This is a genomic window from Lentzea miocenica (assembly GCF_033949945.1).
Taxonomy (GTDB): Bacteria; Actinomycetota; Actinomycetes; order Mycobacteriales; family Pseudonocardiaceae; genus Lentzea; species Lentzea miocenica.
On the sequence record NZ_JAXAVW010000048.1, the window covers coordinates 1 to 26,732 of the forward strand.

Annotated in this window: 22 protein-coding genes; 10 read left to right on the top strand and 12 right to left on the bottom strand. The window is 67.0% G+C overall.

Going from position 1 to position 26,732, the window contains the following annotated elements; genetic code table 11:
* Positions 1-1,580: 1,580 nt before the first annotated feature.
* From SK803_RS41420 to SK803_RS41430, 3 genes are all read left to right on the top strand, one after another.
* Positions 1,581-3,326, top strand: coding sequence for an RHS repeat-associated core domain-containing protein (locus SK803_RS41420; protein ID WP_319971692.1), 1,746 nt, complete (start codon positions 1,581-1,583; stop codon positions 3,324-3,326).
* Positions 3,327-3,336: 10 nt separating this feature from the next.
* Positions 3,337-4,200, top strand: a complete 864-nt coding sequence (locus SK803_RS41425) for a hypothetical protein (protein WP_319971693.1) — start codon at positions 3,337-3,339, stop codon at positions 4,198-4,200.
* Between the two features lie 524 nt (positions 4,201-4,724).
* Positions 4,725-5,144: a hypothetical protein gene (locus tag SK803_RS41430; RefSeq protein ID WP_319971694.1), complete on the top strand. Its 420-nt coding sequence runs from the start codon at positions 4,725-4,727 to the stop codon at positions 5,142-5,144.
* Here SK803_RS41430 and SK803_RS41435 read toward each other — a convergent pair.
* On the bottom strand, positions 5,132-5,926 hold the full coding sequence (locus SK803_RS41435) for a hypothetical protein (protein WP_319971695.1): 795 nt from the start codon (positions 5,924-5,926) through the stop codon (positions 5,132-5,134). The two genes, SK803_RS41430 and SK803_RS41435, sit on opposite strands and share 13 nt — an antisense overlap.
* On the opposite strand from SK803_RS41435, the gene SK803_RS41440 reads away from it, so the two are divergent.
* Positions 5,925-6,179: an integrase core domain-containing protein gene (locus SK803_RS41440; protein WP_319971752.1), complete on the top strand. Its 255-nt coding sequence runs from the start codon at positions 5,925-5,927 to the stop codon at positions 6,177-6,179. The two genes, SK803_RS41435 and SK803_RS41440, sit on opposite strands and share 2 nt — an antisense overlap.
* 74 nt (positions 6,180-6,253) lie before the next feature.
* On the opposite strand, the gene SK803_RS41445 is transcribed toward SK803_RS41440, so the two are convergent.
* Positions 6,254-8,362: a PEP/pyruvate-binding domain-containing protein gene (locus tag SK803_RS41445; protein ID WP_319971696.1), complete on the bottom strand. Its 2,109-nt coding sequence runs from the start codon at positions 8,360-8,362 to the stop codon at positions 6,254-6,256.
* Positions 8,363-8,469: 107 nt separating this feature from the next.
* On the opposite strand from SK803_RS41445, the gene SK803_RS41450 reads away from it, so the two are divergent.
* The gene (locus SK803_RS41450) at positions 8,470-8,808 is read left to right on the top strand and encodes a PadR family transcriptional regulator (RefSeq protein ID WP_319971697.1); all 339 of its coding nucleotides are present in this window, start codon (positions 8,470-8,472) and stop codon (positions 8,806-8,808) included.
* Positions 8,790-9,455 (top strand): permease prefix domain 1-containing protein, encoded by a 666-nt coding sequence (locus SK803_RS41455; protein ID WP_319971698.1) that lies wholly within the window; start codon positions 8,790-8,792, stop codon positions 9,453-9,455. The genes SK803_RS41450 and SK803_RS41455 overlap by 19 nt, the downstream gene beginning before the upstream one ends.
* On the opposite strand, the gene SK803_RS41460 is transcribed toward SK803_RS41455, so the two are convergent.
* The gene (locus SK803_RS41460; RefSeq protein WP_319971699.1) at positions 9,412-9,717 is read right to left on the bottom strand and encodes a hypothetical protein; all 306 of its coding nucleotides are present in this window, start codon (positions 9,715-9,717) and stop codon (positions 9,412-9,414) included. The two genes, SK803_RS41455 and SK803_RS41460, sit on opposite strands and share 44 nt — an antisense overlap.
* Before the next feature lie 150 nt (positions 9,718-9,867).
* On the opposite strand from SK803_RS41460, the gene SK803_RS41465 reads away from it, so the two are divergent.
* Positions 9,868-10,557, top strand: coding sequence for an arsenate reductase/protein-tyrosine-phosphatase family protein (locus SK803_RS41465; protein ID WP_319971700.1), 690 nt, complete (start codon positions 9,868-9,870; stop codon positions 10,555-10,557).
* Positions 10,554-11,189, top strand: a complete 636-nt coding sequence (locus tag SK803_RS41470) for an arsenate reductase ArsC (RefSeq protein WP_319971701.1) — start codon at positions 10,554-10,556, stop codon at positions 11,187-11,189. The genes SK803_RS41465 and SK803_RS41470 overlap by 4 nt, the downstream gene beginning before the upstream one ends.
* A gap of 15 nt (positions 11,190-11,204) precedes the next feature.
* Here SK803_RS41470 and SK803_RS41475 read toward each other — a convergent pair whose 3' ends face one another.
* Positions 11,205-12,188 carry an alkylmercury lyase family protein gene (locus SK803_RS41475; RefSeq protein ID WP_319971702.1) on the bottom strand — a complete coding sequence of 328 codons (984 nt, stop codon included), beginning with the start codon at positions 12,186-12,188 and terminating at the stop codon, positions 11,205-11,207.
* 82 nt (positions 12,189-12,270) lie between these two features.
* On the opposite strand from SK803_RS41475, the gene SK803_RS41480 reads away from it, so the two are divergent.
* Complete coding sequence (locus SK803_RS41480) at positions 12,271-12,699, top strand: heavy metal-responsive transcriptional regulator (protein WP_319971703.1); 429 nt, start codon at positions 12,271-12,273, stop codon at positions 12,697-12,699.
* Between the two features lie 367 nt (positions 12,700-13,066).
* Here the strand turns inward: SK803_RS41480 and SK803_RS41485 are convergent, their stop codons facing one another.
* From SK803_RS41485 to SK803_RS41500, 4 genes are read right to left on the bottom strand one after another with little or no spacing between them, the layout of a single operon-like run.
* Entirely contained in the window at positions 13,067-13,696 is a 630-nt protein-coding gene (locus SK803_RS41485) for a hypothetical protein (RefSeq protein ID WP_319971704.1), read from the bottom strand.
* A 58-nt stretch (positions 13,697-13,754) separates the two neighbouring features.
* Complete coding sequence (locus SK803_RS41490; protein ID WP_319971705.1) at positions 13,755-14,369, bottom strand: DNA-binding response regulator; 615 nt, start codon at positions 14,367-14,369, stop codon at positions 13,755-13,757.
* On the bottom strand, positions 14,366-15,457 hold the full coding sequence (locus SK803_RS41495; protein ID WP_319971706.1) for a hypothetical protein: 1,092 nt from the start codon (positions 15,455-15,457) through the stop codon (positions 14,366-14,368). The genes SK803_RS41490 and SK803_RS41495 overlap by 4 nt, the downstream gene beginning before the upstream one ends.
* 28 nt (positions 15,458-15,485) lie before the next feature.
* The gene (locus tag SK803_RS41500) at positions 15,486-16,523 is read right to left on the bottom strand and encodes a sensor histidine kinase (RefSeq protein WP_319971707.1); all 1,038 of its coding nucleotides are present in this window, start codon (positions 16,521-16,523) and stop codon (positions 15,486-15,488) included.
* 526 nt (positions 16,524-17,049) lie between these two features.
* Between SK803_RS41500 and SK803_RS41505 the strand changes: the two genes are divergently transcribed.
* Complete coding sequence (locus SK803_RS41505) at positions 17,050-17,337, top strand: helix-turn-helix domain-containing protein (protein ID WP_319971753.1); 288 nt, start codon at positions 17,050-17,052, stop codon at positions 17,335-17,337.
* Positions 17,338-17,355: 18 nt separating this feature from the next.
* Here SK803_RS41505 and SK803_RS41510 read toward each other — a convergent pair whose 3' ends face one another.
* The 4 genes from SK803_RS41510 to SK803_RS41525 are packed head-to-tail and all read right to left on the bottom strand — an operon-like array spanning position 17,356 to position 26,725.
* On the bottom strand, positions 17,356-18,876 hold the full coding sequence (locus SK803_RS41510) for a PfaD family polyunsaturated fatty acid/polyketide biosynthesis protein (RefSeq protein WP_319971708.1): 1,521 nt from the start codon (positions 18,874-18,876) through the stop codon (positions 17,356-17,358).
* Complete coding sequence (locus SK803_RS41515; protein WP_319971709.1) at positions 18,873-20,891, bottom strand: hypothetical protein; 2,019 nt, start codon at positions 20,889-20,891, stop codon at positions 18,873-18,875. The genes SK803_RS41510 and SK803_RS41515 overlap by 4 nt, the downstream gene beginning before the upstream one ends.
* 9 nt (positions 20,892-20,900) lie before the next feature.
* Positions 20,901-26,474 (bottom strand): SDR family NAD(P)-dependent oxidoreductase, encoded by a 5,574-nt coding sequence (locus SK803_RS41520; RefSeq protein WP_319971710.1) that lies wholly within the window; start codon positions 26,472-26,474, stop codon positions 20,901-20,903.
* The gene (locus tag SK803_RS41525) at positions 26,471-26,725 is read right to left on the bottom strand and encodes an acyl carrier protein (protein WP_319971711.1); all 255 of its coding nucleotides are present in this window, start codon (positions 26,723-26,725) and stop codon (positions 26,471-26,473) included. Before SK803_RS41525 ends, SK803_RS41520 begins: the two co-directional genes overlap by 4 nt.
* Positions 26,726-26,732: the final 7 nt, after the last annotated feature.

Consider the following 26,732-nt stretch of genomic DNA (forward strand, 5'->3'; position numbering starts at 1 on the left):
ATCAGCGAGAGCCATATCACTAGCTGCATGGCGCCCGGCCGCCGCGCATCTTGCCCAAGCTCGGGAAATCAAGGCTGATCGAACGAGCGCATCGAGCTACTGGTGTTTCTGTGGTGAGCGCTTAGGTGGTGGCGGATCCTGTCGAGTTTCAGGCCTTCGCGCCGATCTCATCACGCGAGTCTTGAGCTGCCTGAACTGGTTTGCAGGGTCCCATTGCATCGTCGGCGTCTCGCTAGTGCTGAGGCGTCTCAGCTACCGGATTTACTACCGGTTCAGGGTCTGTGCCGTACGTGATGGCGCGCTCACTGGTCTAGTGACACGCCGCTTAGTGCGTGGTCACGACTGTTGTCCGGTCTGTGGCATGGCAGCACGCCATGCCACAGACTCCTGGTGAGATCCGGGTCGTCCTGGTTTAGGACTTGAGTGCTCGACGGAAGGTGGCGAATGGCCACGGTCGCCCGCAGGAGCCCCGCACACCGACGTGGCTGTCAGATTCCCAAGTCCCCTCGTTCTGGCAGATGATGTGGAACGCCTGTCTGGCCTGTGCGTCGGTACGCGCATCTGGGGCGCGACCGGACTTTCCTTCTGTGTCTTCTTCGGGCGTCTCGTTTTTGGGCATAGCACTTCTCCTCCATGAAGATCTCCGCGTTTCGCGTCGACGGTATTACTGGATTCGTTGGCATGGCGTCCACCTTCATCGAATGGTCGCGCGTCGTGTCCATATCATGAACATGCTGGTGGATAGCTGCCTAGCGCGTTTGGTGCCCCCTTAGGGGCTCTCAGGAAAGCGCGGGTTCTCGCCGCGCAGGGGGATGCCTGGCCCAACCTGTGGACTTTTATTAATATGAACTAATTGAGGGGAGCTTATATGACTATCTTTCAACGCGGGGTCAACCGTGCGGAGCGTGCCTCTGAAGGCTGGAGGTCACGGACACGCAGTGCGGATGGGCGGCGAGACCAGCAGCCTCGAACACGACTGACCGATGGGCAAGGCGCACGGAGCGCCCGATGCTGTGAGAGCTGCACACTGGGTGCGGGGAGGGGGGCCTGAGGGAAACGACACCAGGATGTTCTGTTCTCGATCTTGGGTGGAGGTCGGACCCGTGACCGGCAAGCCTCCGATGACGATCACGGCTCACCGCACCTGATCAGCGCAGTGCGCCGATCAGGTGACAAGTAGTGATCATCTAGTCACGTGCACCCGTTGGTTCCGCATACTCCGAGGCTCCGACTTCGCTCGGGAGGTGCCGATGGACGGGCAACGTGTCCAAGGCGATAACCGTGTGGTGGGGACCGTGTCCGGCACGGTGGTGCAAGCCCAGGTGATCAACGGCGGGGGTGCACGTCCACTCCGCCATTAAGCGAGACGCACCTCGTCAGCTGCCTTCAGTCCCGACCGGCTTTACCGGGCGAGCAGCGGAGCTCTCGGCGTTGGATGAGGTGTTCCTGAGTCGCACTGGACCGGCAGTGGTAGTGATCGTCGGCGTCGGCGGGATCGGGAAGACGGCCTTGGCGTTGAAGTGGCTCGGAGACCGCGTCGATCGGTTTCCAGACGGCCAGTTCTACGCGGACCTGTCCGTGTGGTCGAATACACCGACGCTTTCGGTACCCGTACCGAAACGACGTACGACCTGGCGGGGCGCGTCACCTCCGAGAAGCTGAACCCGCCGAGCGCGGCCGACGCGGCTCAGACCACCACCTACACCTACGACGACGCGGGCCGAATGCTCACCATGGCCATGGACGCCACGGTGCTCGCGACCGTCACCTACGACGCCGCGGGTGAACTGGTATCCGCGGCCTATGTCAACGGCACCTCCCTGAGTTCTGTCGGGAAGGATTCCGCAGGCCGGATCCTGTCGCAAGGCTGGAAGACCAGCGACAACGTCCAGATCAACTCGACCGTGGACCGAACCCGAGCGGGCACGATCACCGACGAGTCCCTGGGCGGAATCGATGCTCGACCGGGAGCCCCGAACTACGTCTACGACGCGGACGGCGGACTGACCGAGGCGTGGGTGGCAGGACACCACTACACCTACGACTTCACCTCCACCGCGAACGCGGCGTGCCCTGCGGGCACGAAGTCGAACGCGGGCCTGAACACGAACCGTGTACGGCTGCTGGACGAGACCTCGTCCGGCACGGCGGAGACCGGCTACTGCTACGACGCCGCCGACCGACTGCTGGCTACCACGGGTACGACCCCGGTGACCAACGTGCAGTACGACAGCAACGGCAACACCACTCAGTACACCACCGGCGGTGCGACGACGTATCTGTCGTGGGACGGCGCGGAGCGCAACATCGCTGTCCGTACCACCGGAACCACGCCGGCCGACGTGTCCTACATTCGCGACGCCACCGACCGGATCATCCGCAGGACTGCCGCCCAAGGCGACACCGAGACCGACGTGCGCTACGGCCACACCGGCAGCGGCGACACCGCCGACCTGGCCCTTGGCGCGGACAACAGGGTCCAGTCACGCAGCATCAGTCTGCCCGGCGGTGCGCTGTACACGTGGAAACCACAGGCCAGTGACCGCACGCTCGACCACCCCACCGTCCGCGGCGACCTCGGGCTGACCACCGGCGCCGACGGCAAGCAGGTCGGCACCCTGCGGACGTTCACGCCACACGGGGAACCGCTCCGGGCCGACGGCACGGTCGATCCCGACAACGTCCCCGACAACATGCCAGGCCAGATGGACCACGGCTGGCTCGGACAGCACCAACGCCCCTACGAGCACGCCGGAGCGCTGGCCATCGTCCAAATGGGAGCCCGGCCCTACAGCCCGCTGCTCGGCCGCTTCCTGTCCGTCGACCCGGTCGAAGGCGGCAGCGCCAACGACTACGACTACGCTGACGCCGACCCGATCAACCAGACGGACCTCGACGGACGATGCCCGTCGTGCGCCGCTGGAGCGGCAATCGGCACGCCGTTCGGGCCGGTAGGGATGTTCGCCGGCGCGCTGGTCGGTCTCGCGGTGATGATTGCCGCCACCCACGTGGCAACGCAGGCAGTTACCGCACCTAAACCTCACAAGAACTCGAACCGCTACAAGGGACCCTACTACGGGTACAGGATCGAGGATTCGAGGGGAAGAATCTTCAAGTACGGGATCACGGCCAGGAAGCCCTACACTGCCCGCCCGACGCAACAACTCAAGAAATGTGCGGCTGTGATGGGGTCGGCCTGTACTGTCAAACACATGGCAGGGCCTTTCGGCGGAAGGATTCCGGCGAGAAAGTGGGAACACGCCAGGATCATGCAGTACAAGCGTATCTACGGCCGTTGCCCGCCAGGTCAGCCGAGCTGCCGGTAAGGAGAGCAAAGTGATCCTGGTCCAGTGGACATTCTCCAGCGATCCATCTCTGATTCCGTGGTGGGTCGGACCATCCCGCTCCAGGAAGCCCTGGGGGCTGTACTGGCAGCCACTTGTGGAGCAGATCGCCAATAAGGTGAACGACAGCATCGACGAAGCCGCCTGGCTTGCGGGAACGAAGGCGGACAGTGTTCTGGTCGCGGTCGTTACTCCATTCTTCTCGGACTTCGAAGGTAAGGTGGTCGTACTGGACGGGACTGCCATGGTGGAACTGGTCGTCCCGGACGAGATCGCCAGTTCACGCCTCCTGGCCGAGGTTGGCGAATACATCGAGTCGAAGTCTTTCGAGGCGCTCGACAAGGTGGCCAAGAAGTTGAAGACCGGTCCCCCGGTACGTCGGATCGTCGAGGAGCCCGTCGGCGGTGAGCGGGTCGTCGAGTCTGATCAGGTTTCCCTGATCGGTACGGAATACCTGGGCGATGGACTCTTGGCATTGGTACCGCCACAGATGGCGGGGCGCAATTTCGTGGACGCCATCGTGCAAGTCTCGGAAGAGCTCGGCGAACATCGGCTGCACGGTTGGCGATTGTTCCAGGACGACACGCCTGAATCGGGACCAGGCGACGGCTCCGAGCTGTTCGTCGAGTTGGACTTTAGGGGGATTGACGTCCCGGCTCTGCTCAGTGTCCTTCAGTACAACAAAGAAAATGCTCTTGTAGTGATCGCAAGGAGTCTTGAGCAAGTCGGGCCGTGGCTGAAGAAGATCGAACCACTCATGCAGGGGGTGACCCTGAGTCCGATTCTGGCAGGGCGCGACGGGTCACTCGAGTGGATTTCCTTCCGTTTTGCCGAGACGCGAGGCAAGGGCAACTGAGATTGGTTGTCTGATGCGGGGTGGACAAGCTGGCCTTGCCACCCCGCATCTCCCGTTGCGAGGTGTTCGCCTGCGGTCAAAGGCCGCGGTGGATGCCTCGCTACAGTCCTGTACCGGATGAAGCCGAAGTGGTGGCGTGGATCGCGCCACCACGTGCACGTGGAGAGCGGTATGTTGCGGCGTCTGGCAAAGGTTCCCTCGCGGTCCGGGTCCTGTGCCCCGTCGTGGCCGCCGTCGCCGTCGCCACCTTCGTCGTGGTGTCCGCTAACGGATCTCCGCAGGAGTCCGCTGTCACCGCATCGAGTGAGCAGCGAGCCACGTCCGCCGAAGCGACCACGACCAATTCCTCTGCCGATCCGACCTCGCGCGTGGTCACCACAACCACGTCAGCGAGCAGTACTGCCAAGTCACCGGTAACCACTTCCACAGCACCGCGGGCCGCAGCCCCGGTCACGACCACGGTGCAGCGTGCCGAGGCGCCGTGGTTCACCAGTCGTGTTGGCGGCGCCAGCCAGGTGATCTCGGTGGTGGGTACGGGAGGCTCGAACGCGATGTTGTCCACGTGGCAGAGATCTGGAAGCGACTGGACGCCGGTGATCAGTGGTGTCGCGGCCAAGGTGGGCTCACCCGGTATCTCCGGTTCCTACGGGGAGTCCTCGTCCGCCACTCCGGCTGGGGTTTTCGCGATCACGGGCGCGTTCGGCAGACAGACCGACCCCGGTGCTGGGGTGTCGTATTTCCGGATCGACAACTCGGACTGGTGGGTCAGCGACGTCAACAGCCCCGACTGCAACACCCTGTGCGTGCCGAAATGTACGTCCGTGCAGGTCGCGGGGCTCGGCGCGTGGCTGGCGGTCGTCGGGCATGATCGCGCCCCGTGCTGGTCCGCTTCGCTTACCTTGCCGTCACCCACGCCTTCGCCGCGCTGCGGCTACTGCCACTGACTGACCGCGAGAAGGACGTCGAGATTCTCGCTCTTCGCCACCCACTCACCGTCTTGCAACGCCAACTCGGCGACCGACGCCCACAACTCCGACCTGAGGACAGGGCGTTCCTCGCCGCGCTCCTGACGCCGCTGGCTCGCGCAACTCTGCGCCGACTCAGACTGCTGGTCAGCCCGGACACGGTGCTGCGATGGCATCGTGACCTGGTGAAGCGTCGCCACGCCCGGACGAGCCGGCGTCGAAGGCCTGGGCGTCCGCGCACCGTGGCATCGGTCCGCCGCCTTGTCCTGCGTCTGGCGGCCGAGAACTCCTCGTGGGGCTATCGGCGCATCCACGGAGAACTCGCCCTCCTCGGTGTCACGGTCGCTCCTTCGACTGTGTGGGAGATCCTCAAAGCTGCTGGCGTCGACCCGGCGCCACACCGAGCGACCGTTACATGGGCCGAGTTCCTGCGCTCCCAGGCCGAGGTGGTCCTGGCGATGGATTTCATCGAGACCGTCACGCTGACCGGCGCACGCCAGTACATCCTCGCCGCTGTCCACCACGCCGGTAGGCGCGTGCGCATTCTCGGCACAACCGCGCACCCAACACATGCTTGGGTGACACAGGCCGTCCGAAATCTCCTGATGGACCTCGAGGACGCCGGCAGCCTCGCACGAGTCAGGTTTCTCATCCGTGATCGTGACGGCAAATCCCCCGCACTGATCGACGAGATCCTCGGCGGCGCCGGGATCGCGACGATCCTGACTGGCGTCCGGGTGCCCCGGCATGAACGCGATCATGGAACGCTGGGTCAAGACGCTCCGCGACGAGCTCCTGGACCGCACGCTGATCTGGAACGAGGCCCACCTCCGGCACGCGCTGCAAGCGTACGAGCAGCACTACAACCAGCACCGTACTCACCGATCCCTCGCCGCCGCAGCACCCTTGCGAGCCCGACTCCAACCCCTTGGACCTGACCGGATCGGACGCCTCGCGGTACTCCGACGGGACCGTCTCGGTGGAGTCCTCCACGAGTATCGGCATGCCGCTTGACCTGTGCAGACGTAATTTCGGCACGCACACCACCAGGACGTGGCTGACGATCAGGACCTGCAGGGCCATTGCCATCACCAGCTCACGACGCCAGTGGTGCCGTCGACGGCGACGGTTTGTCCTTCGGACAGCACGCGGGTCCCGTTGCCGGTTCCTACGATCGCGGGGATGCCATATTCGCGGGCGACGAGCGAGGCGTGCGCGGCGAGGTTGCCGCCATCAGTGATAACCGCCGCCGCGATGGCGAACAGCGGAGTCCACGCAGGAGTGGTCGTCGGTGCGACGAGCACCTCACCGGGGACGAACCGATCGATCTCGCTGGGCTCGCGCAGAATCCTGACCCTGCCGCTGGCTCGCCCTGGGCTGGCCGGTTGGCCGGTGATCGAGTTGTCCGCGGCGGGTGGCGGGGAGTGGGCAGCGCCTGCTCTGCTCATGACCACGCCGACCAGTCGGGACGGAGTGCCCAGCTGCAGCGGCGCTGCCAGACGACGCTGCCGCTGCCAGGTGGTGCGCCGCTGCTGAATCACCGCAGCGAGGTTCTCGTCCTTGGTGTTCAGCTCGGCGCGGGTGCAGAAGAAGATGTCGGTTGGATCGCTGGATGGCAATTCCGCGCCATGAAGCAGTGCGAGGCGGCGCAGCAACGGCCAGCCGAGCGTGAGGTCACGTGCCTGCTGCTCGCGAATGACGGCATAGCGCTGGGCGACGGCGAGCAATACGTCGAACTTCGCCCGCGACGAGGGCCGATTGGTGAGTGCGGCGCGGCACAGGTTCTCTGCGGCCTCACGGTTTGTGGCGGACCTGGTGCGTCGGGATTCATCCAGTGTGGACTGCGTAGCCATCGGGTGATACCAGTCGAGCGAGTACACCGCGTGCGGCGGGATGTCCGTCTCGATGCCCGGCAAGCCGGCGAGCAACACCGCTGCGCCGTCAGGAAGCTGATCAGCGAGGTACCGCCGGGCGAAACGTCCCAGCGCGGCCTCCATCTTCCACGCGGCGCCTCCGACGACTGCCAGCAGCCACAGGTACCTGCCCGCGAGGAAGGCGATGTCGTCGACCTCGCTCTCCGCGCTGTCGGCGAGCTGCTGGTACCGCGTACGCAACTCCGTCCATCGGACATGGAGTTGCGCGAGAAGCGCGGTGTCGGCAGCAGGAGGATTCACCAGTGGCCGTACCAGCGCATGATGTACGAACCGCACCAAGGTCAGCCTGCCTTGGACGAAAGCTCCGGCGAGCCGCGCGGGTGTGATGACCGGGTGCGGCGTCGTGTAGTACCAGCCGTGCACGAGCTCGTGCCCGAACGGCAGCGAGACGCCGGCCGTCGCTTTCATCTCCTCGTTGAACCCGGCGATGATGCGGGGGAGCACCCAGTCGGCGAACAGCGGAGTCAGCGGCTCCGGCAGCCACTCGCCGAGCCGGAAGTTGCGCTGCCACAATCCTGGTCCGGGTGCGCGCCAGTCCACGGGATCGGGCAGGGCGGTCATCGGCCGTGCCTGCATCAGGAACAGTCGCCCCGCCGCGAAGGCCCACTCGATGTCCTGCGGCCGTCCGAAGTGGGCCTCGACTCGGCGAGCCAGCTCGGCGACCGCGCGAACCTGATCGGCGTCCACCGCGTGTTCGGTCACCCGCTGACATCGCACCGCACTGCCTCGCACCGTCCACTGATCACCGATGGCCTCGCCGCCGACCAGTCGCTCGCCCAAGCCGCGGACCGCGGTGACCAGTAAGTCGTCCCGGTCACCGGTGAGCGGGTCCGCGGTGAACGCCACTCCCGCAGCGTCGGCCTCGACCATCGTTTGCACCAGCACCGCCATCTGCGTCGGCGTGTCCCGGTACGCGGTCACGCGCGCGGCGGCCATCGAGGCTCGGCAGGCCCGGACCGCCTCGGGGAGTCCGCCGAGGGGGACGTTGAGGAACGACTCGTACAGCCCGGCGTAGGACGCGTCGGGGAGATCCTCCGCCGCAGCCGAGGACCGCACAGCGAATGGGCTGCTACCCAGCCGCTCGGCGGCCTCGAGCAACGTGGCGTCGAGAGCTGTGTCGGACTGCTCGAAGGCGCGTGCGAGCACGACGAAGCCCGGTGGTACGGGGAAACCGATCGCGAGCAGCTCGGCCAACGTGGACGCCTTGCCGCCTGCTTCCTCGCGGTCGACGTCTATCGCCTCGGTCAGGTGAAGGATGTCCACGGCCACCACCGCCTATAGCTAGTATTGCTATAGGTAGCGATGCTACTCCAAGGCTTTGAACTGGCAAGTTGTGACTTTGTCAAGCCGCCGGAGTAGCGTTGCTACCTATGAGGCCCGAGACGCTCAAGGGGCACTTGGACGCGTTGCTGCTGGCGGTCCTGGAAGGCGGGCCGCGACACGGCTACGCGGTGATCGAGGCCGTGCGGGAAGGCAGCGACGGCACTTTCGATCTGCCGACCGGGACGGTGTACCCGGCGCTGCATCGGCTGGAACGTTCTGGACTGGTGCACAGCCGGTGGGACACCGTTGGCGGCCGGCGTCGCCGCACCTACGAGATCACGCTGGCCGGGCGCGAGGCCTTGAAGGCAGAACGGGTTGTGTGGGACACGTTCTCGACGGCGGTGTCAGCGTTGCTGGCGAGGCGACAATGGCCCGCGACGTCCTGATCATCGAGGGTTATCTGGCCGCCCTCGCCACTCGTCTTCCAGGCCCGCGCCGGGCGCGCGTCGCGGTGCTCGACGAACTCCGCGACGGTTTGACGGAAGCCGCCGCCCGCCACACCGACAGCGGTAGCCCACCCCGAGCGGCCGCCGAAGCCGCTGTTGGCGAGTTCGGCACGGTTGACCAGGTCGCTGCCGCGTTTGCAGGGGAGTTGGTCACGCAGCAGGCACGGCACGTCGTCACGGTGCTGGTCGTCACCGGCCCGCTGGTGGGTGTCTGGTGGCTGCTTCTGCTCGCGCCGACTTCACCGGCAGGCATTCCGGTGCTGCCGTTGATCGGTGTCGCGGTCCTCATAGGACTGTTGGTGCTTGCCACCACTGGCGGTTTGACGCGCTGGGTGCCGTCCGCTGTCCCTCGGCGGGCCTTGGCTGGCGCTGCAGCGGTCGCGGTGGGCTGCATGGTCGGGGACCTCGGCATGCTCACCGTCCTGGCCACCAGTTCCGATGCCGGGCTCAGCGTTTTGGCCATCACGGCCGTACTGGCGAGCCTGATTCGGCTCGGTTGTGGCGTTCATCTGCTGCGCGCGTGCCTCCACGCGCAGCAGGCGCTCAGTGGTGACGACGCGGATTCGGAGCGGAGATCAGCAGGGTGACGTCGTGTGCGGGGATCGGCACCAGGCCGGGGAAACGCCCAGGAGCAGCCTGTCCCGCACCAGAGGCCGAGCCGACAACCATGATGGCGGCGACCACGTCGATGCCGAACCCTGCGGCGACCCCGATGGTGCTCAGGAACACTGGTGGCAAGTCGAGCGTGCCCAGACTGGTGACGCGGGTCAGCACGGGGGTGGCCGCCATGAGGGCCATCAGGTCGGCAAGAACCTTGTAGAAGCGTTGCGATGCATCCGGATCGCCCAAGAGGCGCCGAGCAGGCTTTCCGTCAGCAGATTGACCGTGACCGCTCAATGCGTACCGAGCTCAGCCGCACAGCATGTGGGTCGTTGTGATTCTGTGCCGTGCCGGGCGGCAGCGTTGACAGCCGAAGATTACTCAATCACCATTGAGTCAATGAACATTGAGTGGTCTTCCTCGGTGGTGGAGCGGGCACGGCTGTACGCGGTGCTCGGCGAACCCGCGCGGCTGGCGATCGTCGACCGGCTGCTCCTGGGCGACGCCTCGCCCAGCGAGGTCGGTCGCGAACTCGGCCTGCCCAGCAACCTGTTGGCACACCACGTGAAGTTGCTGGAACAGGCAGGCTTGCTCGAGCGCACTCGCTCGGAAGGCGATCAGCGCCGCAACTACCTGCGGCTGCGCACCGACGCGCTGACCGGGCTCGGCCCGGCCGGGCAACGGGTCGCGCCGCGCGTGGTGTTCGTCTGCACCTACAACTCGGCGCGCTCCCAGCTCGCCGCCGCACTGTGGAAGAAGCGCAGCACCGTGCCCACCGCCTCCGCCGGTACGAAGCCGGCGGACGGAGTGCACCCGCTCGCGGTCGTGACCGCCAAGGCGCACGGCCTGCCGCTCGCCCGTGCCCGTACCGCACGGGTCGAAGACATCCTGCGGCCGGACGACCTCGTGGTCGCCGTCTGCGACAACGCCCACGAACAGCTCGACAGTCACCTCGACCGCCTGCACTGGTCGGTTCCCGACCCGGCCCGTGCCGGCACCGAGGACGCCTTCGAACACGCCTTCCTCGATCTCGCCGACCGGGTCGACCGGCTGGCCCCCGTCGTTCACCAGTCTGGAGAAGAGCGATGACCCTGAGCATCGACCAGCAACTCGCCCTCAAGACCGCCGCCAGCCGCCTGCAGTCGCAGTTTGACGGCATCTTCGGCACCGAGACCATCGAACGGTTCCTGAACACCAGCTACGACCAGTTCGCCTCGAACAGCACCATCCCGAACTTCCTGCCGCTGCTGGCCGAACGGTTCGCCCGCCAGAGGCTGCACGCCCTGGCCAAGGTCGAAGGACACGTGACGGACAACAAGCCGATCGTGCTCTTCCTCTGCGTGCACAACGCCGGCCGCAGCCAGATGGCGCTCGGCTTCTTCGAGGACCTCGCCGAGGACCGCGCGGTGGCCTGGTCCGGCGGCTCCGAGCCCGGAAACGAGATCAACCCGGCCGCCGTCGAAGCCATGCTCGAGCGCGGTATCAACATCTCCCGCGAGTTCCCCAAGCCGTGGACCGACGAGATCGTCCGCGCCGCCGACGTGATCGTCTCTATGGGCTGCGGCGACGCGTGCCCGGTGTTCCCAGGCAAGCGCTATCTGGACTGGACGCTCGACGACCCGGCCGGCAAGGACGTCGCCGACGTCCGCCCCGTGCGCGACGAGATCGAGCGCCACGTGCGTGAGCTCCTCCAGGAACTCGGGGTCGAGGCACGCGTCTGACTTTCTCGAGCGCGTTCATGACGATCCGGAAGCGAGAACCGGGCCGAAAGTCCGCGCGGCGATCTCTTCCGCCTGCGCCTGCTCGACGATGCGTCCGGGGACCTCGGGATGCTCGCTGATCCAGGAGTGGGCGGTGGTATGGCTCCGGAAGAAGTTCAGCGCGTCGCAGCATGCCGTGGCCGCGGGTCCGCCACCTGGGCGTTGTCCGACGAACACCACCGCACCGGCAGGTTCCCAGGTCGCCGTGCCGTCCCGCGTGGTGACGGTGATCGGCTCGCCGGTCACCGGGTCGGTGGAGGTGATCTCGGCGTCACGGTTGAGCATCGCCGGGATGCCGAGCGCGTCGATCGCGCACATCGACCACACCTCGGCGCCTCCATCGATCCGTACGCGGTGGCGCGTCTCCGTGGCGGAGAACGGATAAGCGGCGCGGATGTGCCCTTGCCCGTCCAAGGTCAGGAAGTCCTCGCGGGCCAGTTCCTCCAGCACGTCACCGGCCGTCCGGCCCGCTTCGGCGGCGATCGGTTCCAGCTCGTCCGGTGCGGGAGCGGTGCCGGTGGCGGCGAACTGGCGCAGCACCGCCTGATGCACCGCCCGCAGGCCTCGCGCGTCGGGCGCGCGACGCCCTCTCCCCCCACGGCCGACGGCGTCGAGCGCGTCCGACTCACAGCAGTCGCCGACAGCGGCCGGTTGCGGAAGGTCAGCACTATCGATCGCATGCCGCAGTGCGGCTTCGCTCGGCGCTCCTGCCACCGTTCCGTCCGCGCCCCGGTATAGGCGGCATGACACCGATGGCACCGCCTCGGCAGTCGCGAACGGGTCGATGCCGTCGAGCAGGATCGTAGGAGAGCCCGTCATCCCCAGTGCACAGGCCTGGTCTTGGTCGTGTACCTCGACCAACTCGATCTCTGCGGCCCGGCCCGCGAGGGCAGCTGTGACCCGCTCGAGCGCCGGGGCCGCATTCGGGCATCCCGGAACCGTCAGCACCGTGATCCGCATTGCGTGCCTTCCAGTCTTGTTCCGCACACCACGACGCTAGACCTTCCAGCGCACTGGAAGGTCAAGGAGTAGCGTCCGGGGTATGCGCATAGGGACTCTCGCTGTGACAAGCGGGTTGAGCACGAAGACCATCCGCTTCTACGAGCAGTCCGGTCTGCTGCCCGCGCCGCCACGTACAAGTGGCGGTTACCGCGACTATCCCGAGCAGGCCGTCGCGCGACTCGCCTTCGTCCGCAACGCGCAGAGTGCCGGCCTCACGCTCGCCGAGATCAGCTCTGTCCTCGCGTTGCGCGATGGTGGTCAGGCACCCTGTCGTCACGTCACCGCTTTGATCAGCGAGCGCCTGACCGACATCGAGCGCCGCCTGGCCGAAATGACCAAGACACGCGACGCGCTCCGCGGTCTTGCCCGACGAGGTGCGGCGACCGACCCAGCAACCTGCACCGAGAACGACATTTGCACGATTCTCGCCCAGACCGAGGGCCTACCTCGCGTCGCTCGTGACCAATGATTGGTTGTCGCTGGAGCTGACGAGGTTGGTGCTGAACGAGCGTGCGGGGGCCGTCCGTGAGGACGGCCCCCGCTTGGTTAGGCGTTCCCACCAACAGATCCCGGCCATCGGTAGCCGAGTCTTAGCCGCCGATCCGGCCACCGCCCAAGCGATCTCGGTCTGCTCACGCGTCGAGTTCGCCGCGCTGTACCCAAGCCAGCGGGATGATCCGCTGGTCCGTGGTGGGACGCGGCGGCACGGTGCCTCCATGCGAGTCGATCGGGAACGACAAGCACCGGCAGATCGGTTCATGTCGATCCAGGGCAGAGGTGGTCGTGCCGGTCAGCTGGCGACGCGAACATGAACAGCGGGCGAAACGTGCCCTGACCTACGCCGTTGCCACCGGCTCAAGCGGGATCGACAGGCCGGCCGCCGCGCTGCGAAGGCCGATGACGCGCGCTCGCCGCGACTTGATGACCGGCGATATCGCGGCTCGAACCTCGGCGCGGTGCTCATCGATCTGCTGATTGGCAACCTTGGCAGCCGCCGTCAGCGACTCTTCGACCTTGTCCCAGGCGTCGCGGAGGACTGACTCGAACGTCAGCCACACCTCGTCGTCGGCTGCGGCAAGACTCAGATTCAGTGAAATCTGCCAGGCCGGATAGTCGGGTTGTTTGGTTCGGAGCAGAGGATCGGTGGTGCCACCGCTGTTCATGATCCGGTCGGGCACGTCGAAGAGGGCGGAACCGGCACCCTCACATGGCACGTTCAAACTGAAGTGTGCGGGATGAGCGGTGTCGCTTGTCTCGAAGCCGAGTGCGTTGGTCTCTTGCATCTTGTTCCACTTGAGATCGAACCTCGGCACCACTGGAGATGCGGCGTGGTGGGCGAGAACTGCCTCGATGAGCGCGTCCCCGTCGTGCGCCGCAAGCTCGTCCTCCGACAGGCGGTGGGCAGCCGCCAGTGCCTGCGCGTGGCGTTCGGCGAACTTTGTTTCCCACGTCGGGATCGGCTCCAAGCGGCGAGGATTCGGCACGATGTTCAGTATCGGCCACCGAACCCGGTCGGTCAGGAGGTCAGGGCGTGTCGCCGTTGAGTTCCTCGGGCGCCACCAGGTTGTCCTCGATCGCGCGGGCGAGCAGCTCCGACTTGGAATATGCGGATCGGCCTGCCTTCTCGTACTTCTGGCGCGCCCGGCGGATGTACATGTCGACGGTATGCGGTGAGACCTGCATCTTGCGCGCCACCGAAGCCTTCGACGACGACTGGAACCAGAGCAGCAGTGCGATGCGTTCCTGTTCGGACAGCTTCGGTCGGTCGGCGCCGCCGTCGCTGATCAACGCGCCTGCCATCACCGGGCCGACGTACGGCTGGTCGGCTGCGACGGCGACCACCGCCTTGACGAGGTGCTCGCGTCCTTCGTGCTTCGCGACGAACTCGCGCGCGCCGGACTCCAGCGTGCGCAGGATCAAGCCGTGGCCGGTGAACTGCGAGTAGACGACGACGCGCTGGCCCGTGTCCGCCAGCTTGGCGACGTTGTCGAGGTCCAGCCGCCCGTGCAGGCTGAGGTCCAGCAACACGACATCGGGTTGGAGTCGGTCGTCCGCGGTCAGCTTGTCCACGTCGTCACCGGTGTGCACGACCTGGATGCGTGAGTCTCCGGTGAGCCAGCTCTCGACCCCCTCGATCACGACGGGATGGTCATCGATGATCGCGACCCTGATGGGGCTGTCCAATGCGCTTCCAGCCACAGGCGTCCTTCCTCCTCCTGAACGTCGATCGACACTTCTTCGGTTGGTGGCTCGCGGATCTGCTCGAGCGGTGTGCCGCCACCGTCAGCGAAGACGCTGACGGTCACGGCGTCGCTCTCCGCGAGCACGGTGATTCGGGCGTGCGACTGCGTGGCGACCAGCGTCACGAGCGCTGCTTCCGTGATCGCTCGTCTTGCTGTCGTTGCTATCTGGGGCACGTCGCCGACCACGATGAGCTCGACGACCACTCCGCGTCGCTCGGCCGCGTCGGCGCTGGCTCGAAGTTCGTGCAGCAGCGGGGTTTCGACCGTGTCGCTCTCGGCGAGGAGTCTGCGCATCCTGCCCACCGCGAGTTCACAACGTCTTCGTACCGCGGGATCAGACGGTTCGATTCCGCCGTGTGCGAAGTCGGCTAGCAGCCTGGTGAACTCGCGGTCCATCTCGGCGAAGCGGCGCAGGCGCCCGGTCTGGACGGCTCGCGCGGCGTTGTCCTTCGCGGCGATCATCACGCCGGAGTGGGTCGCGGAGACGGTGGTGCGCACCGCCTGAATGATCACTCTGTCGACGAGCACCGCGCAGATCTGCACGCCCACCGTGATGAACAGTCCGCTGAAGAGCCTCAGCACCACCGGATGTGCCGGTTGCTGCATCAACACCAGCGTGGCGAAGCTCAGCGAGGGAAGTCCGATCAGGACTCCGCCGACGATGTTCAGTTGCCAGTGCAGGATGAGCAGCACTCCGATCCACCCGACCGTCCCCGACATCCAGCAGCCGATCTCCTCGACGGCGTTGTCCGGGATGTAGGCGGTGACAGTGGCGATGCTGATACCGGTGGCGCACAAGGCAAGTACCCGAATCGCGTAGGTGCCGACCTGCAACCGCGCCATGAGCACCGCAATGCTGACGGTGAGCGCGGTGAGGACGATCGAAACCATCGCCGCCGGGTGGACGAACGGGGCCGGCTTGTCCGCGGCCAGTGCGTGCCACACGTTCCACGCGGCCGCCATCACGACGACAACCGCGGTCATGGTCCGGTTGTTGCTCTTTCCGGCCTGGTCAGCTGTTGCCGCGAACACGCCACCACCGCATCGTCACGCTTGTGCCGTCGTATCGTCCGCTCTGGACGTCAGCGGTGCCGCCCACCGCACTCATGCGGTCGACGATCGACCCGCGCAGACCACGACGGTGATGCGGAACCTGCCGGGTGTCGAAGCCCCGGCCGTCGTCGTGCACTGTCACCTCGATTCCGTCACCGCACTCTCTGACGCTCACAGAGGCGATTTGGCTCCCTGAATGTCGTGCCACGTTGGTGAGGGCTTCGGCCGTCGCCTCGGTGAACGCCATGACGACGTGTTTCGGCAGGCGGACGGGGACGAGGTCGAAGTCGATGCGCAGCTGGGGAAGGCCGGGCACCCAGGTCGATTCGAGTGTGCGCAGGGCCAGGTCGAGACTGCTGTCGGAGAGATCCGGGGTGGGCCCGGTGCGATGGCCCGCGCTCTGCAACGTGCGGAGGTCAGCCGCGGCACGCTGGCGCAACATCGCGCTGCCGTCCTGAACCGCGCCGGACGCCACCATGGTCAAGGTCGCGAGGCCGGTGTCGTGGAGCCTGCGCTGGTAATCGTCCTCGTCAGCACGCACGGCCGCGGCTATGACGGCGTGCACGTAGGCCGACGCGGCGTGAGTGACCGCCTCGTCGACCTGGCGGACGGCGTTGTTCAGGAGATGGATCAGTACCGCTGTGACCGTCCCTTGCGCGACCAGCATCGCCACGATGTACGCCGACGCGCCACCGACGTGCTGGGCGGACGCCAGCACCGCGCACACGATCAGGCCGCCGGAAGCGGAGAAGAGCATCTGGCCGGCGAGCAGCGATCCGATCGCGAGCAGGATCGTCCAGTCCACGTGGTCCGAGGGGGACGGGAGGAGCACGTCGTCGATCGCGCAGATCATGCCCACGATCGCGACGTCGGCCGCCGCGACCAGAGAGTTCGCGTTGTCCAGCACCGCGACGGCGGAGATCACCGACCAGAGGACCATTGCCGACACGACCAGGCCGAGCTGGGCTCCGGACACGCCGTGAGCAGCGCTCGCCACAACGACCGTCCCCGCAGTGGTAACGAGCCTGACCGCAACGGCGATTCTTGTGAAACCGATTCGCAAACGCTGCTGGGTCAAGCTCACGCGCTGCTTCTCGCGCGCTCCGTCCAGAGTTCCCGTCTCCACGTTGCCCCCTTGCCATCAAGTATGTCCGAGTGGACACGGCTCGTGCTGGGGTTTTGTCCGTGCAGGAAGGTCTGCTGGCAAATATGGGCCGATTGGTGTATTTTTCTGCGGCCTCTGGGCGGTACAGCTGCTATCTACTCTTGCGTAGGGTCACTGAGTGACTACTCGAATATCTGCCGGTAGTTGAGTGTTACGCGTTCGCGTGTTCCCTGTTCGCGTGTCATGCCGATTCGGCGTGCGCTCGGTACGGTCCCGGTTGTGGGGCTGAGAGACGGCAGGGGTCTTCTTCACTCGCCCTTCACACGATTGATTTCGCTGATCCGTGCCATTCGTCGAACCGACTGGTGCGTTCGGGTGATCCTGCATGATTGACGGCAGGATGGAGGGGGACGTGGTAATGCCGAGTTTTGTTGTGGGTGGACGGCGTACAGTCACGCCAGGACCTGTGCGGTTGCCGCTCGGGCCCTGGCTACGTGCGCGGCGGCGCGGTCGAGGGCTGACCGTGCGCGCCGCCGCTGGGCTGGCCGGGATGTCACCTGGCTTTCTGTCCATGCTCGAGAACGGGTCCCGGCGGCTCAACCGCCACCGGGACATCGTCGCGCTCGCTGCGGTTCTTCGGGTGACCGAGGCTGAACTGGTTGAATTTGAATCAACCGAGCCGGAGTACCTGCGGCTCGGTGCCTGAACTAGTGTGTTTGATGGCCTACTGCCTGTCCGAGTCGGTGGGGCAGTAGGTCCATTCGAACTCATCAGGAATGGAAACTTCAGCTGAACGAAGGTGTGCCACCCTGGTGTTGAAGGCGGCGCCTTTCATTAGGTGCAGCGCCACATCGGCGGCCTTTCGTCGGCCGGGATCCTTGAAGAACGTCGATACTGCCCATTCGTTGAACCCCGCCATCGCCGGCCCGCACCAGATCTGGTAGTCGAGACGGCGGTTTTCGTCGCCCGTGCTCGCCCAGCGCGACGCCATGCCGAGGTACCAGCGGAACAACAGGGCCATGCGGCGCTTCGGATCCTTCGCAGCACGTTCCAGCTGGCTGGGATCCCGCCGGGAGAAGTACTCGGTCACCTCACGCCACACGTGTTCGAGCGGCTGCTGGAAGATTTCTTTTTCGAGCTTGGTCCGCTCGTCGTCTGGGATCGCTTCCACGCCGTCGTAGCGCCGGTACAGCTCGTACAGCCGCCTGGCTCGCATGGGGAACATCGTGTTCCGGCGCAGCACCTGGATCTCCGCACCGAGCTCGAACATGTCCGCGGCGGGTGCCATCTGGAAGTCCGCCAGACCGGCATCGGCCAGTACCTGCCGCACAGCGGGTGAGGTGCCGGCTTCCACACACGCCTGGTTGATCGAGCCGGTGACCACGTAGCCGGCCCCCATCGCGAAGGCACCAGCCACTGCTTCGGGCGTGCCGATTCCGCCGGCCGCACCGACCCCGACGCGGATCTTGTACTGGCTCGCCGCGGCATCACGCTGCCGGATGATCATCGGCAGCAGGACGGGCAGCGGTCTGCGGTCGGTGTGACCGCCGGAGTCGGCCTCCGCGGTGATGTCGTCCGCCATCGGCACGAACTGGGCGAGCATGGCCTGTTCGGCGGTCACGAATCCCGCCTTGACCAGTTCCGTGACGATCGACTCCGGTGGTGGGGCGAGGAAGCGCGCGGCGACCTCGGGCCGTGACACCTTGGCGATCACGCGGTTCGCAGTCACGACCTCGCCGTCTGGACCACGGGAGAGGCCCGCGACCCGGTACCGCACGATGTTCGGGCTGAGCATCACGAACGCGGAGGCCTCGACGCACCGAACCTCGTGCCGCAGGAACATCTGGACGGCACCTTGCTCCAACGCCGGTTCGCTGGGGCTGCTGATCAGATTGCAGGCGAACGGCAGTCCGGGGATCTCTCGCGCGAATCGCAACAGGGCCTGCTCGATCACATCTGGAGTGAGCCCCGCCGCGCCGAAGGACGCGAGGAACCCCGCTCGTGCCATGGCGATGACCAGGTCGGCGGAGGCGATTCCGCCGGCCATCGCACCGCTTTGGTACGCGTAGCGAACGCCGTGGCGCTCGCGGAACGCGGCGGAGCCGAGCCGATCCGCAGGCAACGGGCCAACACTTGCAACGACTTCGCTGTCGTCGGCCGGGCGCTCGGTGGTCAAGGTGCCGCCACGCAACAGGTGAACGGTCGCGTCGAGGTCGGCCAGCGGGGACTGCTCGATCGTCGTCATCGTTGAGGCTCCACAGGTTCGGGGAGTGAACGGGTGAGCGCGGCCACGGCGTGTTGTTGTGCCACGTTGTGTGTGCGCAGGACGTGGCGATGCGCCAGCGCCACTTGAAGGGCGAGCACCGGCTCCGGGCCGGGAACGCGATGACATACGAGCCGGGCGAGGACCCTGGCGACGGCGAGACCGGTGGGCACGCCCCGCTGGTCCACCGACACCGCGACGTGCGGGCGATCGCCGAGCGTGTCACGGATCCATCGGGTGCAGCTCGCAGCCGGGCCGACCTCGATGAAGTACCGGTAGCCCCGCTGGTAGGCAGTCTCGACCAGACGGGGAAAGTCGACCGGGTGGGTGAGCGTGTGCGCAATTCGTTGAGCCGGCGTTGATCCGACCGGCAGCGACGCGGGCCCGAACTCGAACATCGACAGCAGTTCGGCATCGGGAACGCGGCGCACTTCGTGTGCGTGCAGGTCGGCCAGTCGTTGCCGCGAGCCGTCGAGCAACTCGCAGTGCAGCACGTGGGTCGTTGGAGACTTCGCCGACGAAGATCCCAGCCTCGCCAGCACTTCCGCACACTTCGCCGGATCGCCGGCGATCACCGTCTCCTCCGGCGTGTTGATGTGGGTGAGGAAGACTCGCTCCTCATCGCCGACGGCGGCTCGCACGCGTTCAGGGCCGGCGAGCACGACGTGCGAGGCCCACACCTCGTTGTCTGCGGTCGCCCACACCTGGCGCACAACGTCCTTGCGGCCGCTGATGCCGTTCTGAACCAGCGGACTCTCGTCCAATGAGGACGGATTCCAGTCCGCGAAGTCGAGAGCCGACAGCGCGAACAGCATGCTCGCCTCGCCGAAGCTGTAGGCCAGCGCGCCGTCCGGGCGCAGTCCGAGCTGGTCGCGAAGCATCCGGGTGTGGAGCACCGCGACGTTGAGGCCGATGTTGACCATGCCCGCCAGGTCGTCGCGCAGGGCTCGTTCGTGCCGCATTGCCTCGGCCGGACCGGGGGTGAGGCCGAGTCCGTGGATCGTGTCGAGGCGGTAGCGCCGGGCGGGTTCGGCGGCCTCCCGCTCGAACTGGTCGCGCAGCGCGGGGAAGAGATCGAACAGGTCCTCGGCGACGTCCGGGTAGGCGGTGAAACCGCCGGGGTACACGAACGCGACGCGGTAGGCCGCGCCGATCGGAGCGGTCGTGCAGTAGCTGCCCGCAGGTGTGGCCCACTCACCGCCAGGCGAGATGTCCGGCAGTCCACGCACAGCGGCCGACAACTCGTGCCGCAGTTGTTCCTTGTCGGTCCCCACGAGCGTCGCGCGCCATTGCCCGCGCCGTCCGGAGTGCTCTTCGATGAGCGCGTGTGCCGGGCGGTCCGCGGCGAGTTCGTCGAGGCATACCTGGGCCGCTGCCACGATCTCCTCGACGCTGTTTCCGGGCAGGACGAGCAGGAACGGAAGCGGGGCGGCGGCCGGAGGAGTGGCGCTGCGGAGGACAAGGCGTTCAGCGTCCGCATCGACCACTGCTGTCACAGGAGTTTCCCTGTGTCTGCGGAGCCACGGGCGGGTCTCGGCAGGAGTGGTGAAGCCGGCGGTGGTCAGCGTCGGTTTGCACGCCTCGGGGACTTCGAGAGACGACTTGGGCAGTTTCCGGACGGCGATGTGTTGTGCGACATGGGCGACCGCAGTGAGAAGTCCGGGGCTGGCGTCGATCGACTTACCGGGCGCCGAGCCGGGGTAGGAGGCCGCCACCGAGTTGAGCCGGTGCGCCGGCACCTCGCCGGCCAGCTCGACGTGGTCGGGTTCGCACGGTCCGCCGCTGAGATCGAGTGTCGCGTAGGTTCGTTGCGGACCAGCGGCGGCCAGCACGATCGCGGTGGTGTCGTCGAGCAGCACCACCGGCGACCCGTCCTCCTGAGCTACCAGGAGCAGCTGCTCCAGTGCGTCGACCCTCACCACGTGGGCGGTGTCGACTGCGGCGTCCCGCAACGCGGCATCCGCCGTGTCGCCGATGCCGATGATCGATGTGCGCATGTGCCTTCCTCAGCGGCCGAACTTCGCGGCGAGATTCGAGGTGGTGACGAGTTCGAGACCGGTGAAGCGCAGCAACACCCGGCCGTCGGGCGCGCATGCCGTCACCGTGCAGACGGCTTTCGGCGCCTGGTCGACGAGGTTCTCCACGACGACCACGAACTCCTCACCCAGCGGTGCGTGCACCTCGACCCGCTCCACCCGAGTGGGCAACGCGGACCGGCGGAGATCCCTCGACACCATCAGGGCGGCGGCTTGCGGCAGGAGATCAGCGCGAACCGGGTCGTAGTCGTTGGTGGCGCAGAGGCCACCTGCCAGCGTGTGAGCGGGCAGCGTGCAACCGAAAGCATTGCCATCGACCTTGGTGATCCCCTGGAACGCCGGGCCGTGGAACAACGTGCCGTCCAAGTACGGAGTGATCGGCATCCACTCCACGGGGAGTTCCAGCTTCTCGGGCTCACCCAGTTCGAAGTGCACCGTCGCGCTGTACCTCGGCTTGCCGCCGCCGTCGTGCACGCGCACGTCGTCACCACCTGAGCTGACGACCAGCTCTGACGGGCGGTTCTCGTCCAGGACGAGACCGCGGTGCACGGCGACTCGGCTCAGCCCACGTGGCTGCCGGTGTTCGACGGAGGCGAGCATCGCGCCGATCGCTCCGGTCAGCGGGAGCACCGCCACACCACCGATCGCGTGGTCGGCGAGCACCGGATCGGCCTCGAGTGCCGCGATCCTCAGCGTCCGGCCGGTCGTGAGTCCGGGCCCGGCCTGGACGACCGCGTCCGTCGCGGTGCACAGTTCAGCGAACAGCCTGGCGCCTGCGGCGACGTCGATCAGCTCGACACCGCGTTCGGCGAAGCGGCGAGCCAGCTCCGGCGTCACCATGCCGCCTGCCCAGGCACCCCACGCCACCGAGGTGACCGATGCCTTCGGCAGAGTCGTGCGCAACGCGCGAGCCATGCCATCAAGCGCTTGGTTCGCCATGGCGTAGGCCGCCTGTCCAGGGTTGCCGAAGAGGCCGGCGACCGAGGAGAACAGCATGACGTGGCGGAGCTGTTCAGTGTCGAGTGCGTCGAGCACGTGACCGAGTCCGTCGACCTTCACCGCGAGCACGTGGCGGGCGAGATCGAGGTCGATCTCGGTGATCCGCCGGTCTGCCAGCACGCCCGCGCCGTGCACCACTCCGGTGATGCGGTCGGCGTACGGAAGTAGCGCGTTGCGGACGCTCGCCGCGTTGGTGACGTCCATCGTCACGTACTCGGTGCCATCGATCGCCGCGAGCGTTGCCCGGATCTCCCGCTGGGCTTGGATCTGCTTGACGAGCTTCGCCACTGCCCGCGGTGTCGGACGTCCGTTCGCTGACAGCCGCTCGGTCACGGCCGCCGTCAGTTCCTGCTCCGGGACGCTGTCGCTCCAGGAGTGTTCGTCGGTCAGTTCGGTGCGGCCTGCCAGCACGACCTGACAGCGGTATAACGCGTGCAACTCGCGTGCGCACGCAGCCGTGACGCCCTGGCCACCGCCGATGATCAGAAGAACGTCGTCAGCGTTCGGTGCCTCAGCAGTCGTCTCGACTTCGGCGCGGCGGTCCGGCGCGATCGTCCACCTTCGCCCGTCGTGACCAGCCTGGCGTAGCGTGACGTCGGCGTCGTGGATCTCGGCAAGCAGCAGATCGGCGGAGGTCTCGTCGTCGAGTGCCGGATGGAGGTCGACCGCGCGGCAGAACAGGGTCCGGTCTTCGTGCGCCAGCGTCTTGACCAGGCCCGGCAGGCCGGCCAGTGCGGCGTGCGCCGGGTTGAACGACACGTCACCGAATCGGCCATCGATCCGGCTGACCGTCACGAAGGCTGCCCGGCCCGGTGCCTCGGAGAGCACCTGGGCTGTTTGCCTGGCAGTGGTCAGCGCCTCCGCTAGCGCGGTCGCCGCGTCGGCCACGGTTGCAGGCTCTTCGGCGATGTGAACCACCAGGTCGAGCCATCCATCCACTGTGGACGTGACGTCCCAGCCTCCGTCTCGCAGGGCGTCTGCCAGCCGCTTCGCCAGACCGCACTCGCCCCTGACAAGCGCCCGCTTGACGACGTACGCGTCATGCGTGACGTCCGGCGCGGGCAGCGGACGTGGACGCACCGGCGTGACGCCGGGTGCGCCCTCACCTGCTTTTGGGCCGACCACCTCCTGCGGGACGCCGGCCAGGAGGTCGTTGATGTCGGTGAGCGTGCGCAACTCCGCCAGCCGCTCGGGTTCCAGCTCAGGCGTGGTGGGGAAGCGTTCCCGCACAGCGCTCATGATCTCGACCCGCTTGATCGAGTCGACGCCCAGATCGGACTCGAGGTCCATGCCGGTGTCCAGCACCGCCACCGGGTAGCCGGTCTGTGCCGAGACGATCTCCAGTACGATGCCGATCGTCGGTTCGGCGGCCGGCGCTACCGCGACCACGGGAGCTACCGCGACGGGCGCGGGAGGGACAGGCGCCGGTGCGACGATCGGCGCGGGAAGTGGTGCCGGCGAGGGAATCAGGGCTGGCTCCTGGACGAGCGGCGCCGGTGTCGCGGCGCGCAGCGTGCCCTCGTAGGACCCTGCGAGATGGGCGAGGCGCAGCACGGTGTCGGCGGCCTGCACGTGGGTGCGGCCCAGTTCGAGGCTGTGCTGGACGAGTGCTTTGACGCCTTCCGTCAGCGCCGGGTCGATCGGGCCGCGTTGAGCCTGGTCGCGCAGGAGCCCTGTGAGCTGTTCTGAGACTCGCAGTTGCCCGCGCAGGTACTCGCTGTGGCCCGCGAGGTGTTCTGCCAGCAAGGAGCCCGCGGCAGGCGTCGCGGCCGGAGCCGGTGCCGGGGCGAGGGCCGGTGCGGCCAGTTCGTCCAGGTAGGCGCGTCGCTCGTCGGCGACGTGGTTGGCGCCGGTCACCAGGATCGCCATCCTTTCCGTGTGCTGGGGTTGAGGTGAGTGCGTGATGTGGCGACCGAAGCCGGTGAGCCCGGCGCCGAGGACGGCCAGTCGCGCCGCCGTCCGCTTCAGGCTGTGGTCGCCGTCGCCGTGCGGACCGTCGTCGGCGGACAGCACCACCGCGTCCGGGCGCTTGGCCAGGATCCGGCGGATCAGGCCGCTCAGGACCTGCCTGGGGCCCAGTTCCACGAACACGCGGAACCCGTCGGCGTACATCTGCTCGATCTGGGGAGCGAAGTGCACGGGCTCCCGAAGCTGTTGCGCGAGAACGTTGGCATTGGCGGCGGTGTCGGTGCCGTACTCGGCTCCACGGGTGTTGGCGTAGACCGGAACTGCCGGAGCCTTCACGACGATCTGGTCGACGGCCTTGCGGAACGGCACCAGCGCGTGCTCGACGTACCTGGTGTGGAAGGCTGCCGCGACCGGGAGCCGGGAGATGCGCGGACCGGTCATCTGCAGCGCTTTCACGAGCCGCGTGATGCTCTTCTCGCCACCACCGACCACGACCTGTTGCGGTCCGTTGACGTTGCAGATCCACAGATCGGGCTCGTTCGCGATCAGCCCTTCCACGTCACGTTCCGACGCGTACACCGCCGCCATCGCGCTCGGCTCTGCCGCGTCGCCGGCCATGGCGGCGCCTCTGGCCGCGGTGAGCCGGAAGAGTTCGTCGGTGGAGAGGCTTCCCGCTGCCCACAGCGCACCGAGTTCGCCGAGGCTGTGGCCGACCGCGCCGTCCGGCATGAAGCCAAGTCCGCGCAGGTACGCGAACTGGCCCGCGGCGAGCGCGGTGATGGCGGGTTGTGCGAAGTCGGTTCGGCGCAACAGGTTCTCCTGGGCCGCCCGCTCCTCGTCGCTGAAGACCGGGGGAGGGAAGACCACCTGGCCGAGAGGCGGAGAACCCGGGAACGCCAGTGCCGCCGCGTCGAACGCCTCGCGCACCGCCGGCACGGACAGCGCGGCCGCTGACCCCATGCCGAGGTACTGGCTGCCCTGCCCGGCGAAGACTGCGGCGACTCGGCCTGTGATCGCACGCCTGCGGTAGTACGCGGAGCCGTCGATCTCGAAGGAGTCCGGGTCGGTGCACAGCCGCTGCAGCACCTCGGTGCGCAGGCGCTCGAAGTCCTCGTCGGTCCTGGCCAGCAGCGCGACACGTGCGTGCTCGGCGGGAATCGGAGTTCCCGTCGCTGGCTCGTTCGTCAGCAGCTGGGCCAACGCCGCGGCGTCGGGTGCGTGCCAGATCCGCACCTCGGTCGCGGGGTGCAGCACTTCTGTCTGCGGAGCGTCTGCCTCCTCGACCACGCAATGAAAGTTCGTGCCACCGAAGCCGAACGCCGACACCCCTGCACGGCGACGGGGCCGGTGCGGCTCGACGATCCACGGCCGGGTCGTGCTGTTGACGTACAGCGGGGAGTCGGCGAACACCGCGGCCGGCGTGTCCACGTTGATGGTCGGCGGCAACACCTTCTGATGCAGCGCCAGCGCCGTCTTGATCAGACCTGCCGCGCCTGCGGCACCCTTGGTGTGCCCGATCTGCGACTTCACGCTGCCGACCGCGACGCTTCCTCGATCAGCACCGCTGAGGACCTGGCTCAGCGCCTCGAGTTCGGTGCGATCACCGGTCGGGGTTCCAGTGCCGTGACACTCGACGAGGCCGATGGTCTCGGGCTCGACGCCCGCGTCGGTGTGCGCCCGGTGCAGCGCTCGAATCTGCCCCTCTGCGTTCGGCGAGTAGATGCTCTTCGACCGGCCGTCGCTCGATGAACCGATGCCCCGCAGGACGGCGTAGACGCGGTCACCATCCCGTTCGGCGTCGGCCAGGCGCTTGAGGGCGAGCATTCCGATGCCCTCGCCGATGAGCGTCCCGTCGGAGGCGGCGTCGAACGGCCGGATGTGGTCGCCGCGCGACAGGACGGTCGTCTTGGCGAAGCACATGTACATGAAGATGGTGTTCTCGATGTCGCAGCCGCCGGTGAGCATCAGGTCGGCCCGTCCGGACTGCAGCTCGGAGACGGCGACGTTGACGGCGGCGAGCGAGCTGCCGCAGGCGGCGTCGACCGTGCAGTTGAGCGCACCGAGGTCGAACCGGTTGGCCACCCTGCCGGCCACCACGTTGCTCAGCAGACCGGGGAAGGCGTTCTCCTCCCACGGTGCGAACGCGCGGCTGAACCGGTCGACGACGTCGTCGGCGTCCTGAGTGGACAGACCGCTGTGGTGCAGCACCTGGCGCAGCACCGGAGTGTGCAGCCTTGCCGACAGCGAGTGCTGCAAGGTGCCCGTGCCCGTCATTCCGAACACGGCGCCAGTGCGTTCGGGCGTGTACCAGGACGAGCCCGGAGCGCCCGCGTCGGAGAGCGTGTCTCTGGCGACGGTCAGCGAGAGCAGCTGGACGATGTCGGTGACCTCCATGAGGTTCGGCGGCATGCCGAACTCGGTGGGGTCGAACCGCACTTCGGGTACGAAGCCGCCGCGCACGCTGTAGGTCTTGTCCGGCGCGGCCGGGTCGCGGTCGAGGAAGTCCTCGACGCGCCAATGGCTTTCCGGTACCTCGGTCAGGCAGTCGTTGCCCGCCAGGACGTTGCGCCAGAACGCGCTGATGTCGCGGGAACCGGCGAACAGCCCGCCCAGCCCGACGATCGCGATGTCGCTCATGCGGGAGCAGCCGCCTCGCTGGCGACGTGCTCGGCGAGCCGCGAGATCGTGGGGAAGTACCAGAGCGTGGCGGAGTCGATCTCCACGCCGGCCCACTTCGCGAGCTCGTCCGACAGCACCAGCACGTCCGTCGAGTCCAGCCCGAGCTCGTTGAAGTGCCAGTCCGCGGCGATCTGGCTCGGGTCGAACCCCTTGCGCCGCGCGACGGCGTCGACGAGCCACTCCCGCGCGGATTCCGTTGAGAGCATCATGAATTCA